The 12,231-nt window shown below is 49.9% G+C and carries 11 protein-coding genes; 7 read left to right on the top strand and 4 right to left on the bottom strand.

Going from position 1 to position 12,231, the window contains the following annotated elements; translation table 11 throughout:
• Positions 1-665: 665 nt before the first annotated feature.
• Both DXT99_RS19960 and DXT99_RS19955 read left to right on the top strand, forming a co-directional pair.
• Positions 666-1,709 carry a replication initiation protein gene (locus DXT99_RS19960; RefSeq protein WP_115567362.1) on the top strand — a complete coding sequence of 348 codons (1,044 nt, stop codon included), beginning with the start codon at positions 666-668 and terminating at the stop codon, positions 1,707-1,709.
• Between the two features lie 175 nt (positions 1,710-1,884).
• A complete protein-coding gene (locus tag DXT99_RS19955) occupies positions 1,885-2,625 on the top strand; it encodes a replication initiation protein (RefSeq protein WP_115567361.1) in 741 nt (246 codons plus the stop codon).
• A 746-nt stretch (positions 2,626-3,371) separates the two neighbouring features.
• On the opposite strand, the gene DXT99_RS19950 is transcribed toward DXT99_RS19955, so the two are convergent.
• Positions 3,372-3,920 (bottom strand): hypothetical protein, encoded by a 549-nt coding sequence (locus DXT99_RS19950; protein ID WP_115567360.1) that lies wholly within the window; start codon positions 3,918-3,920, stop codon positions 3,372-3,374.
• A 566-nt stretch (positions 3,921-4,486) separates the two neighbouring features.
• On the opposite strand from DXT99_RS19950, the gene DXT99_RS19945 reads away from it, so the two are divergent.
• The 3 genes from DXT99_RS19945 (at position 4,487) to DXT99_RS19935 (ending at position 8,462) form a co-directional block, all read left to right on the top strand.
• The gene (locus DXT99_RS19945; RefSeq protein WP_115567359.1) at positions 4,487-5,758 is read left to right on the top strand and encodes a Y-family DNA polymerase; all 1,272 of its coding nucleotides are present in this window, start codon (positions 4,487-4,489) and stop codon (positions 5,756-5,758) included.
• A 1,134-nt stretch (positions 5,759-6,892) separates the two neighbouring features.
• The gene (locus tag DXT99_RS19940) at positions 6,893-7,747 is read left to right on the top strand and encodes a DNA/RNA non-specific endonuclease (RefSeq protein ID WP_115567358.1); all 855 of its coding nucleotides are present in this window, start codon (positions 6,893-6,895) and stop codon (positions 7,745-7,747) included.
• A gap of 55 nt (positions 7,748-7,802) precedes the next feature.
• The gene (locus DXT99_RS19935) at positions 7,803-8,462 is read left to right on the top strand and encodes an SOS response-associated peptidase (protein ID WP_115567357.1); all 660 of its coding nucleotides are present in this window, start codon (positions 7,803-7,805) and stop codon (positions 8,460-8,462) included.
• Between the two features lie 285 nt (positions 8,463-8,747).
• Here DXT99_RS19935 and DXT99_RS19930 read toward each other — a convergent pair whose 3' ends face one another.
• The 3 genes from DXT99_RS19930 to DXT99_RS27125 form a co-directional block, all read right to left on the bottom strand.
• Positions 8,748-9,212, bottom strand: coding sequence for a hypothetical protein (locus DXT99_RS19930; RefSeq protein ID WP_115567356.1), 465 nt, complete (start codon positions 9,210-9,212; stop codon positions 8,748-8,750).
• A gap of 135 nt (positions 9,213-9,347) precedes the next feature.
• Entirely contained in the window at positions 9,348-9,569 is a 222-nt protein-coding gene (locus tag DXT99_RS19925) for a hypothetical protein (protein WP_115567355.1), read from the bottom strand.
• A 148-nt stretch (positions 9,570-9,717) separates the two neighbouring features.
• On the bottom strand, positions 9,718-9,876 hold the full coding sequence (locus tag DXT99_RS27125) for a hypothetical protein (RefSeq protein WP_181885191.1): 159 nt from the start codon (positions 9,874-9,876) through the stop codon (positions 9,718-9,720).
• Positions 9,877-9,998: 122 nt separating this feature from the next.
• On the opposite strand from DXT99_RS27125, the gene DXT99_RS19920 reads away from it, so the two are divergent.
• Together DXT99_RS19920 and DXT99_RS19915 are read left to right on the top strand one after the other, a co-directional pair.
• Complete coding sequence (locus DXT99_RS19920; protein WP_115567354.1) at positions 9,999-10,415, top strand: helix-turn-helix domain-containing protein; 417 nt, start codon at positions 9,999-10,001, stop codon at positions 10,413-10,415.
• 993 nt (positions 10,416-11,408) lie between these two features.
• The gene (locus DXT99_RS19915) at positions 11,409-12,005 is read left to right on the top strand and encodes a hypothetical protein (protein ID WP_115567353.1); all 597 of its coding nucleotides are present in this window, start codon (positions 11,409-11,411) and stop codon (positions 12,003-12,005) included.
• Positions 12,006-12,231: the final 226 nt, after the last annotated feature.

The following is a 12,231-nucleotide window of genomic DNA, read 5'->3' as shown; positions in this document are numbered from 1 at the left end:
GTCCATTGTCGTCCAGGAATCAGAACAGCACGAGGGAAAGGCAATAGAATAGGGGAGAGGAAGCGCTTTAGCCAACATGCCGGGTATACTTTCTCAATTAGCTCCTCCAGGTAATCGCACCGCAACGCTTCCTGCCGGAGCACTAAAGGCGCGATGGCACCAGAGCGCCTGCACAGGAGCAGACACAACGACAATGCACGGCCTGGCGGATACCCGGCATCTCCGACGCCTCCTGTTATTATGAGAGATACTGAGCCAAACGGGAAATGAGCACGAATTATGAGAGCTACTGAGTTAAAGCAGACAGTATAAGACCTATACCCACTCAGCAGCTCTCACCTTTCGCCATGACTGAGCATTTCTCACCTTTACTCAGTGGCTCTCACCTTTCACCGCTCAGTGGTTCTCTCCTTTGGGCCTGTTTTCACTCAGTATCTCTCATACATAGGTAACTCACTCTATATAATGTATTTAAAATAGATCTTTAAAATATACGTATCTTTTATGTGGCTTAGGAAAGCCACGCAGTCTGTGGATAAGTCGGCAGGATCGGAACAAAACGGGAAAACGAGGTTCGCAGAACCGGCTCCGCACACCGGGCGCGAACTATGAGAGATACTGAGTAGGCCTTGCGAATGCGGTAGCAGCCTCTTACCTTAGACTTCATGGACGATCAACTCTCGATGTTTTCTCTCGGTCCCGAAGGAATCATGGTGCCCGCAGACGCCACCCCCATCTCCCTTCGGGGTGATGCCCAGGTAGCCCTCTCCAACTTCCTGCTAAACGGGCAGTTCCGGCTCAACTACATTGAATGGCGCCTATTCTTCGCCATGCTTTCCTGTATTGAGGAAGCCGACATCGAGTTCAAGGACTACTTCATCCGGGTACAGGACATCATTGAGCTGGCAGATCTCAAATCCGGGAGCCACCTTTACGAAGAGGTCAGCAAGAACATCAAGAGCCTCATGAGCCACGTGGTGGAGTGGGAGGAGGGCCCCAACACTACCCGCTACGCACACCTTGTCACAGACGCCACCTACTACAAAAAGCAGGGCATCGTCAAAATCACACCGCACCCGGACATGAAACCGCACCTGCTACAGCTGCGGAAGGAATTCACCCAGGCGCAGCTCAAACAGTGCATCCGTTTCTCCAGCACCTACACCTCCAGGATTTACATGCTCCTCAAGCAGTTCGACTCGCCCAAGGCAGGGTACCGAATTATGAGTGTTACTGAGTTCAGGTTCAAACTCGGCCTGGACTACACCGAAAAGCTGAGCAAGGGAAAAGAAGTTGAATACCACCTCTACCCCAAATACTCTGACATCCGCCGCTGGGTCCTGATTCCGGCCCAACAGGAAATAGCCAAAACCGATATCCCCTTTGAGTTTACGCCCATCAAAACGGGCCGCAAAGTAACCGCCATCAAATTCACGCTCACCAAGGGCAAAAAGCTCCGGACAACACCCGCTGTCCCCCCTGAGGCCGAACAGCTCACCGAACGGCAAGCCATGGCCTACGCCCGTATGGCCAAGTTCCGGTTCACCGACCACCAGATCCGCAAAATACTCCAGAACGGGAGCCTGACCGACATCCACAAGGCGTGCTATGAAGTCGAGAACACGAACTACAACAAGCTCGGGCACCCTATTGAAAACAAAACAGCCTACGCCTACGGCATCTTCAAAAAGAAATTCGGGCTTGACTAACCTTCGTGTAAGCGTGCTTGGACCTCAAAACGCAAATTGAGCCGAACGCGCTTGACTGAGATTGCGCTTTGAGAAATCCCGGCTTCTTACCGGCGCGTTTCACTCATTTTTTCTCACTTTTCAGGGTTTTACAGCGGTTTTAGCTATATTAGGGCCAGCTAACCCCTGCCCAGTGATGAAAGCAATCCCCGCCAGACAATCCCCTCCATATCACGTGTTTGCCCACTCAGACTTTGGCCTAGATACCCTCCAGACCAGGGTATTCACGCACCTGTTGGAGCAGGTTTCCTCCTATGACGAGCTGCTGCCCATCCGGGCCGGCCTGGATGAAATCTTGGGGACTAACCCCAACCCCCAGCACTACACGCTGCTCGAGGAGGCACTCCAGGATCTGGCCGGAAAGCGTCTGACAAAACCGGGGCCCGGCCGCGCCAGCATGGGATTTTACCCGCTCTTTGAGTACATGACCTTCCACCATGAGCAGGGAGGTTACCTGGAGGCGCTTTTCTCCCGCCACGCCCGCCAGGAGCTGCAGGAGCTCACCACCACGTTCTCTCTGGAGGAGATTGCCAGCCTGGTGACGCTCCGCCACAGCCACACCCAGCGCCTGTTCTGGTACCTGCGCGCCTATGTGGACGCGCGCAAGGTGGAGCTGTCAGTGGAGGAGCTCAAGGAGGTCGTGCTCGGCGTGCGCAAGTACCGCCAGCGGGACGCCGAGTATGAGCGCTACTATGACTTTAAAACAAGGGTAGTGGACCAGGCCATCAAGACCATCCGCGACAGGGGGCTGCTGGACATCCGCTACCGGGAATACCGGCACAAGCGTGTGGTGGTCAAGCTCGTGCTCACCGTCCGTTCCTGCCACACAGCCCGCTCCCCACAGGCCCCGCCTGCCCAGCTCATCCTGTTCCCCTGAGCCCTTGCAGCACGAACCGTCTAGAAGCTCTTTTCGCTCCTTTCTTATTTCTCCAGGAACAAGAATAGAACAAATAGTTACATATACACAAAATTGTGTTTCTAGCAAGCGCTTAAAGGTGTTTAGGTATCTCAATAAGACGGTAGATCGAACAAAATCCCGGACATTGAAAGAGCAAAAACAACAAAAGGGAAAAAAGTGTATCGGGGCACTGCACCTAAACATTTAGCTGATTAGAGATGTCAAAGTTTAGAAGCCGCAGGGCAGCACCTGAACCTTTAGCGGATTTTGGCCATAAGACAGCCATAGTTTAACGCTATTGAGCGCTCAGGAAAAAAACGGGTGTTCACCTTGCCAAGGAGTTTGCGCGCTCAGAGGGGCTGAAAATCGATTTTTCCCTAAGCGACAAAATAGAACAGGAAGGTGCCGTGTCAGTACCAGGCTGGGAAACATGCAGACCTAAAAACGACTTTCTATAAGTAATCCGCATTACGGGAAGTGCATTGTGTAATGCAGGTTGTTGTTTAAGGTGCGGTTTTACCCGAATATGTGTCGTCAGGCTCAACCGATTCCCTAAACAACAAAAAAAGAAACAGAAGTGTTGCTGATTGCGATTTTGCAGCACCGCTTACGCACTGTGGTAGGTGGCTTGGTCAATAAGCTAGGCTCCATAAGAATCCATGGGCAGGGGGTAAAGGAACAAATCGTGTATAAGGCCGCAGTTGGAGAGCCTCAGGAAGTGACGTTTAAACAGTAATTTCTATCAGCCCGAAGATTACCTTATCACCGTATTTGGCTCGTGCCTCGGCCTTGCTTAAAAACTTAACACTTTTTACTTGCTCCGCCTTGATGTGGCTTAGCTGACGCTGTCTGGCTGAGTAGGAGAGGATGAGCTTTCCATTTACTGCAATGGGCAGTTTATACTGGATGCCAATTTGCCGTACGTGCTCATGCACCTGCCTGTAGACATAATTCTCAATGTCAAGGTCAGCGGTAGACTTGACTATGACGCACTGGCCATCGCTGAACCCCAGCTCCGCCAGTTTCTCCCTGCTCGCTGCCCGCTCAAAATGCGCCAGCTGCTGGTTGGAAACTACGTCATTGTAAGAGGCTATCATGCCGTCGACCACATGAATGCAGTCTTTGTCATACATGTCAACCTTCAGCACATCCCCGGTCAGCCCTTTACTGTCTAAAGTAGGTACTTCTAAAAGCCTTCCGTTTAGTGTTTGGGAGTTCCCTTCAGTGAAGGCAACTATCATCATAAGGCAGGATAAAAAGAGCTTGGTTTTCATAGGCAGCACCCTGTGGTTATCAGTCTGGTTATATACGGGGGCCTCGCTAAATGGGAAAGCTACATCGGGAAGAAAAGTCAGCTGCAGCTAAGTCCATCAGTGGGCTCTGCCTTCAAAGCCTGTCGAATTCAGGCGACGCATTTTCAGCCTCTCTAAGCGCACCACCTGGAAACTCGGCTAAAGCTATGTCAAGATTTAAAAACTCTCACAGCGGCTACGGCTGCCCCGTTAGCGGCTAAAATTTGGGAGCAGTTGAGGGGTAGTTTCACTCTTCGAGCGAGAAGGTGTGTTCCTATGGCCACAGGAACCTTTCAATCTGCCTTGGATTCTTTGGAAGTACCCAAAAGCGGTACGGCAACCTAGATAAAAGGGATAAGCACTTATTTTATAGGCCCGGCTCATGAAATTGCATCAGATGGTGCGCTGTATCACTCATTTATCAATGAGGTTAATTAACCTAATGCATCTAATGGGACTCCAAAATAGCTGCTACTTTGCTAATAAATTTAGTTTTTTATATAGCTTTTGCTAATATTATTCGTACATATGCGTCATAAACGGATAATATGACCTCACTCTTCGCGATAGTAGACGGAAACAACTTCTATGCTTCCTGTGAGCGTGTTTTCAACCCAGAGCTGGAGGGGAAGCCAGTGGTGGTGCTCAGCAACAATGACGGTGCTGTCATTGCCCGCAGCAATGAGGCAAAGGCGCTGGGCATCAGGATGGGCGTTCCCGCTTTTGAGATAAAAGACCTCGTCAGGAAGCACGACATTCAGGTGCTCAGCAGTAACTATGAGCTGTATGGGGATATGTCCCGGAGAGTGGTCGATACGCTGCTGCACTTCACGCCGCACCTGGAGGTATACTCCATAGACGAATCGTTCCTGGACCTGGGCAACTTCTACAACGTAAACCTCCAGGACTATGCCCGCACCATGAAGGACACGGTCAGGCTGTGGACGGGCATCCCTGTGGCCGTTGGCGTGGCTCCCACCAAGACACTGGCCAAGGTGGCGAACCGGATATCCAAGAAATCCGCGAAAGCCAACGGCGTGCTGGTGCTCACGGATGAAAGGCATATAGAGGAGGCACTGAAGCGCACGGAAGTAGGGGATGTGTGGGGCATCGGCTCGCGGTATGCCCGGAAGCTGGCCACCTTCGGCATCACCACCGCTTGGCAGCTGCGCAACGTGACGGATGCCTTCGCTAAAAAGCATTTGACGGTAGTGGGCCTGCGTACCGTCAGGGAGCTGCGCGGTATGGCGTGCATTGATTTGGAGATGATACCGGCCTCCAAGCAGAACATTTGCACCTCCAGAAGCTTCGGGTCCACACTCACCGACCTTGGTGATATCAAAGGAGCGCTGGCCACGCACACCGTACGCTGCGCCACCAAGCTCCGCGCTCAGAATAGTTGCGCCGGCGTGCTGACTGTCTTCCTGGAAACGAGCCGCTTCAACGATCCTTCTCAAACCTACTTCAACAGCCGCACCGTTAAACTCGACTGCCCTACCTCCAGTGAGGTGGAACTGCTGCACTGTGCCATGGACGCATTGCGGAACATCTACCGGGAAGGATACCGCTACAAGAAGACCGGCATCATCCTGCAGGACATTGTGCCGGACAACCAGGTGCAGCTGAATCTGCTCAGCAGCCCTAACATTGACCGTGACATGAAGCTGATGCAAACACTGGATAAGCTCAGAGACAGGTTCGGCCATAAGAGCGTGCGCTATGGGGTGCAGGGTGTGAAGGAGGAATGGGCCCTGAAGCAGGAGAATGTTTCGCCCTGCTATACTACACGACTAGAGGATATTCTCAAAGTCAGGAGCTAAGGGCACCCTACATGTTGCACATCATCCCATATACTCAATATTTCACCTGGCCCAGTTGTTAGACCTTAAAACGAGGAATGACCTGTGCCTGATTTGTAGCAGGTATGGCAGCCTGAAAATATAATTTATAGAGGATGAGGCCTGGAGGATTGAAAGGAAAAGAGGGTGAACCAGAGCAGTAAAGCCCTGGCAGAAAGAGCACCGATCTTTCCGGTGGGATTGAAGCGCCTGGCATCAGACAATAAACCAATTATTGTAAAAACAGTTTTACAACTATTGATAAAACAATAAAGCAATTATTGTAAAGACAACCTTTGCAAAAACAATTTTACAATTTCTGTAAACACAATTAAGCAACTTTTAACAATTAACTTTTAAAAGTTAAACTTTAAATTTTAACATTTAATTTTTAGAATTTAACTTTTAAAGTTTAAAAATTAAGTTCCGGCTTTCTGTTCTTAATCTTGTGCAGGAAAAGTCGCCCCTCTTCCTGCTGGAGTTTTACAGTAAACATGCTTCTTTTTCTTCCGGTCTCTTTCCCCGGCCACCCCGCCCCACAGCCTCTAACTCAGGCTACCACGAGGCAAGGCAGCTCTCAGATAATTTTTTCCCTTTCGTGCAAAATGGTTTATATTCTTTGGCTTCCGGGAAAGTCTTTACAAGATGTGTTTTGACTTACTCAAAACCTCTTGCCAGCGCGCCGGGATTGTCTTTGCAAGATGTATTTTGAGTAAGTCAAAATTAGGCTGCCCGGTGCCGGGAAAGTCTTTGCAAGATGTGTTTTGCGCTGCGCAAAACCTCTTGCCAGCGCGCCGGAATTTCCTCTGCATGATATGTTTTGAGTCCCTCAAAACCACTTGCTCCCAAAGCGCAGCTTTGTGGTCGGAAACAAATAACTCGCAACTCGTTATTTTCTATTATCATCATGAAAGAGGAGAAGTTAAATAGCGTGGGGCGGTAATGAGGGTAGGGGAGGAGCCAAGAGCGAACCAGCATCAGCCTGCTTTTCTTCTCCACTGCAGACTCTATTGTGATGTTAACCCCTAACCAAAGCTTCGCCGTAGATAGGTAACACAGGCTACCTTTGTCTCCATAAAATGCCTCTGCCCAACTTGTCGATTAAGCTTATAACTGATGCTATTAAAACACAGCTACAGATACCTCCTGCTTCTCATTCTTATTTTCTCGGGTTGTAAAGATTCGGAGGTAGCGCCGCAGCAGTCACTCACCCTGGAAGAGGAGCAAAGCTTGTTGGGTAACCCCAGCGGTGCTACTGCAGACGAAAGCAACTATAACAATTTCCTGATGGCAAAACCCCAGTATGCTCTTTCCTACAGCCGGGATCGGGGTACATCCAACTGGGTAAGCTGGCACGTGAGCGAGGACTGGCTGGGAACGGCCGATCGCCAGGACGACTTCCGTTCAGATCCGGAGCTGCCTCAGGGATGGTACCGCGTCACTGCCTCCAGCTACCGGGGCAGTGGCTTTGACCGCGGACACAACACTCCCTCTGCAGACCGGACAAAATCTGTAGAAGACAACTCCGCCACTTTCCTGATGACGAACATGATTCCGCAGGCGCCGCAGAATAATCAGGAGACGTGGGCAAACCTGGAGGACTACACGCGGGACCTGGTGCGGGACGGGATGGAGGTGTATGTGGTGATGGGCAGCTACGGCCAGGGAGGTACCGGTAGTAACGGCAGCGCCAGGACTATCGACAACGGGAACGTGACAGTGCCCAACCGGATCTGGAAAGTGCTGGTGGTGCTGCCGGAAGGGGAGGGGGACCTGCAGCGGATAAACACCGGCACGCGCGTGACAGCTGTTGTCACGCCTAACAGCAACACTGTCCGCTCCGACTGGGGAACATACCGCACCTCAGTGGATGCCATCGAGCAGGCTACCGGTTATGACCTGCTTTCTGCTTTATCAACGCAGGTGCAGCAGGCACTGGAGAGCCAGGTGGACACGGGACCGACTCAGTAAAAGCCACCATCCTGGAGGCACCACCGTAAAACGGTAAAACCAAAACAGATAATATATGTGCGGCAGATACACCGTCGTCCCCAAGGCCAAAGGCAGTTCCCGGGTAGCAAAGCTGATTGAGAAGCAGCTGAAAGAGGGGCATTACAACGCGGCTCCTTCGCAGGCACTTCCTGTAGTCACTAATCAACAGCCTGGCGAGCTCCAGTTCTTTTCCTGGGGCCTGCAGCCCTTCTGGGCAAAGGATGTGAAGTCAGTAAAGCGTTCCATCAACGCACGGTCTGAAACGCTGGCAGAGAAGCCTTCCTTCCGTACACTGCTCAAATCAAAGCGATGCCTGGTGCCGGCCGACGGGTTCTTTGAGTGGCAGAAGACTGCCCAGGGTAAAGTGCCCCACCGCATCCAGCTCAGGAGCGGGGACATGTTCTCCTTTGCTGGGCTGTGGGACGAGTGGCTGGACAAAGGCACCGGCGAAATCCTGCACACCTATGCCATCATCACGACTGAGGCCAATGACCTGGTCAAGCCGATCCATGATAGGATGCCAGTGATACTCTCTCCGGAAGCGGAAGAACTGTGGCTCGATGAGCATGAATCGCAGCAGGAACTGCTGTCTCTCTTGAAGCCGTTCAAGGCGGATGAGATGAAAGCCTACGCCGTGTCGGATCTTGTAAACTCTCCTGTGAACAATGTGCCGGAAGTAATTAACTCGCTATAGCTGTTCTAGCTTAGTCTTTTCTTATGGTTACTTTTTTTGGTTGCTCCCCTTTCTCAATTCTATCAGAGGGGAATAGTGGAGGTGTGGGCTGTAGCTGGGCCGGTTTAGGTGCCTCACCTAGCTTTTTATCGTTGTTGCATATTGCAAATATTTCCTGTTGAGTAGAATATATACTTCTACCTACCAATGTTAAAAATTTTGCACATATGTGATCAATGCTTTGGCTTTGTGTAAATCCCTCCCTCTTTGGTCGTTTACCTCCTTGTGATTGTCAGCAGCCTTATCTTAGCCTGGGATATTGTTGCTATGCTCGTAGACGCACGTCCAGCCGTCGCCGTCGAAGAGCCTGTTGCGCACCGGGCGCCGGTTCTTGGAGGTCCTCTCGCGAAGGATCTGCTCGAGAACGGGCATCTTCCGGCCAGTAATCTCCTCGGCCGCGGGCTTGCCGTTCACATCGGCCCAATGGTCGAAAAAACCCTCCACCTCCCAGTTGGAGTTGATGCCGAAGGCGTACTGTCGCACCGGTTGTGGCTCTCCCTCCCAGAGCCTTGTGACGCGTACACGGAAGTCCACCCCCTTAGCGCCCCGGTCTTTTCTGACGAAAGCACGCACGGTGCTGCGCCCGTAGAGGAAGAGCTCCTCCAGCACCTGGTCAATGATGGAGAAAAGCTCCTCGTTATCCAGGTGGACAGGGTATAGCTTCTCGCCTCGCCTGACAAATTGCTCGTTTCTGATGATGTCTATTCTCATAAATGTACAGTTATGGCCGTGGGCAGCTGCACTGCCTACGGCGAAAGTAGTGTACTCATATAGCCTGTGGCAGGGAAGTTGGCTTTTGTGTTCTTTACCGAAGGGTGCAGCCGCGCACAGCCAGGAGGAGCTCCTTTACCGTATCTCCTCTATAAACCTCTTAATCAAGGCACGCACTCTCGTTTTGTCCTGTTCGGTCATCCGCTGCTTGCCAGTTCCGGCGATCACCTCGTTGAGCTTGTTGTTGAGCGTCTGTTTGGGGTACTTCTGGTTTGGGAATAGTGCTGCGGCAACCGCCGCCTTGTTAATGAAGGGGTGCTCTAGTAGTTTCTCTATGTTCATTTCAGCCTTTTCCATGATGCTTGCATCAGTTTCAATTAAAGATTATTTCTTGTTCATCATGCATTGCTTGTTGCGCAGTGCTGTGTCTGTTGTTTCCCAATCAGCTTCTCCAACCGCCTTTGCAACACCACTGCGCCCAGCGGCTGCCGCATCTGATGTCAGCCTACTTCGCTTGTGGCCGCCTCAGGTAACGCCGTAGGTAGAGCCGCAGATAGTGCAATGAGCCAGCCAAACAGCTCCCCATTACCGTTACCGGCTCTTTTTGCTCTTCTGCCGTGAGGTGGTTTATCCCGTTACCCGAGTTGGTTTTCACGCTTTCCATAGGTATGGAATCTGTTAATTCTCTAAATTAATACTTTGTTCATGCGTACCGAACCCATAACCCGTGTACTTTACTCACCCGCACGTTTTTCTTACTCATCTAAAAACACTATATTTGGTTTAATGGAAACCACAACGAAACCTTCGCACATCGGCAGGAAGATCAGCCGCATCAGAGAGCTGCGCGGCATTAAGCAGGAAACACTTGCCCAGGAGCTGGGCGTGAGCCAGCAGACTGTCTCCAGAATAGAGACAAGCGAAACTGTGGAAGAGGACATATTGGCTAAAGTCGCTAAGATACTAGGCGTAACAACAGAAGCTATAAAGAACTTCAGCGATGAGGCTGTGTTTAATTACTTTAACAATTTCAGCGACAACAGCATTAACCAGGGCCCTATCGGTGCACACAATACCTGTAATTTTAATCCCCTGGATAAGCTGATGGAAGCCTTGGAGGAGAACAAGAAACTGTATGAGCGTCTGCTGGATAGCGAGCGAGAGAAGAATGAGCTGTTGAGGCAGAAGTTGCGTAAAGACTGATAGTGCTAGAGCATAAAGTATAAAGCCCTCCCCGGCCAGCACTCCATTCGTCAGCTGCCGGAACAGTGGCTTTCCCGCCCGCGCAAAGCAGGCGCCACACCCAAATTATTAGATAAACAAAGTAAGTTTAGTAAACAGAATAACACGTGTTTACTTTGTTTTCTTCTTCAAGCTTGCCATCTCTTCCCCTCGGCAATGCTCTCCAAAGTAAGGTCCTGACTTTGCCTCTCCTCCGTTAAGGCTTTAACTGATTTTGAATCAGGAGAAGTTGTTACAAAAGGGGAAGGAAAGCAGGTTGTGCCGTTACTGCCTTTTACTCCTCATACCCCTATCAGGGAAAGACCTGCGCTACATTCAGACACTGCCGGGGCACCGCTCCAGCAGGACCACGGAGATTTTACCCATATTACTTGACACATGTTAGACAAAATCGTGAGCCCGCTTGATGAGCTATGGACTGATGCTATAGTAGCGATTGCACGAACATGCTGACTGTCGGCCCTCTGGAAGACACATCTGCTCATGCCCCCTCTGCCTGGAGCTTCCGGGAAGAGGTCTTTTCGTGGCTGTAGCCGTACCTATCCGGATATAAGCGTATTATCCGGATATATACGGCTAGCACCCCGCTGCAGGAATTGTATTGATTTGCTGTGCTTTCATTCCTATAGGCGCCTTTTCCAGCCGGTTTTTCTCCTGGAAGGAAGACAAAAGGTTGGAATTCAGGTGCACAGGGAGCACTTAGCCGCGGGCTCCGCCTCCCCTTGTTGAATTTTTGGGCCACCCATGCTTAAAACAGGGTGTAGGAAGCGGGTATCTTCAAAAAGTTTCTTATATTGAAGAAGGAAGATATAATGACGAAAGCCTGTGAAACAGCCGCTAAAACAACCAATACTGCTTCAAGAGTGGACCAGATGACTTCCATACATAGTGCAGCTAGCAGGAGTCGTACTCCTGCTAGCCGATAGTTAGGCTAAATCTAAAACATTAATAAAAATGCTAAAGCATTCCCCTTTAAATACCTTTATTATCCCTGTTTTAGGCTTCTCCTTATTTGCATCAGGATGTACTGAAAGCAAATCATCTTTAGGGGAAAAAGAACTAAAAGATTTGTCAGAGCATGCTGTGGGTATGAACTTTTCAAATAGGTTTGACTACTACCCTTTAATAGAAGAAAAGATTCCCCAAAGTCCTAATCCTGAACTCCACCAAGATGTATTGGAAATAGCGATGGTTATAGACACGTTAGCCATGAAGTATATGGAACAAACAGGTGGGATTGCTGAAAACGGTACCTTAATGAATCCAACGATGGGTGGTGAGAAAGGAATAGACATTTACAATGAGTTACATGTAAAGGATAAGCTAAGAGATTTGCTCAACAAAGCTAAAGAACATGCAAGTTCCTCTGATAAAAGCCTGTTACAAAGGACTGAATGGATAGTTCAGAATAAGTTTACAGGTGAGACAGCCTATTTTGACCACAGAAGATTGTCAGAAAGACCCTTATCAGTATTAAGCCTTGAGTTGGTGCTTTTAGAAAACTATCTTTTAGCTGAGCTACTAAACAGTCTTTCTGAAAATAAAGAATAGCAACAGCCTAACAGAGTGTAGCAGTAAGGCTTGCTAACGCTTCACCTCTGCTACACAAGTACGTTGGGTGTAATGTAGAAGAACAAACTGAATGGATTTATTTTACTTAGTAGCTATCCTTATCGTGACTTTTATCTTTGTCGGAATTCCACTCATCTTGATCTGGGTAGCATATAAATTTCTTAGAAAGAAAGCGAGCGAGAAGACTTCGGTTATCATAACCAGT

This window comes from Pontibacter diazotrophicus (genome assembly GCF_003367245.1).
Taxonomy (GTDB): domain Bacteria; phylum Bacteroidota; class Bacteroidia; order Cytophagales; family Hymenobacteraceae; genus Pontibacter; species Pontibacter diazotrophicus.
The sequence above is the reverse complement of the archived record's forward strand: the minus strand, read 5'-3'. Positions and strand labels throughout refer to the sequence as shown.

Coding starts and splice junctions, on each gene's coding strand:
- DXT99_RS19960 (WP_115567362.1), top strand. CDS start 666: ATGGACGATCAACTCTCGATGTTTTCTCTCGGTCCCGAAGGAATCATG.
- DXT99_RS19955 (WP_115567361.1), top strand. CDS start 1,885: ATGAAAGCAATCCCCGCCAGACAATCCCCTCCATATCACGTGTTTGCC.
- DXT99_RS19950 (WP_115567360.1), bottom strand. CDS start 3,920: ATGAAAACCAAGCTCTTTTTATCCTGCCTTATGATGATAGTTGCCTTC.
- DXT99_RS19945 (WP_115567359.1), top strand. CDS start 4,487: ATGACCTCACTCTTCGCGATAGTAGACGGAAACAACTTCTATGCTTCC.
- DXT99_RS19940 (WP_115567358.1), top strand. CDS start 6,893: ATGCTATTAAAACACAGCTACAGATACCTCCTGCTTCTCATTCTTATT.
- DXT99_RS19935 (WP_115567357.1), top strand. CDS start 7,803: ATGTGCGGCAGATACACCGTCGTCCCCAAGGCCAAAGGCAGTTCCCGG.
- DXT99_RS19930 (WP_115567356.1), bottom strand. CDS start 9,212: ATGAGAATAGACATCATCAGAAACGAGCAATTTGTCAGGCGAGGCGAG.
- DXT99_RS19925 (WP_115567355.1), bottom strand. CDS start 9,569: ATGGAAAAGGCTGAAATGAACATAGAGAAACTACTAGAGCACCCCTTC.
- DXT99_RS27125 (WP_181885191.1), bottom strand. CDS start 9,876: ATGGAAAGCGTGAAAACCAACTCGGGTAACGGGATAAACCACCTCACG.
- DXT99_RS19920 (WP_115567354.1), top strand. CDS start 9,999: ATGGAAACCACAACGAAACCTTCGCACATCGGCAGGAAGATCAGCCGC.
- DXT99_RS19915 (WP_115567353.1), top strand. CDS start 11,409: ATGCTAAAGCATTCCCCTTTAAATACCTTTATTATCCCTGTTTTAGGC.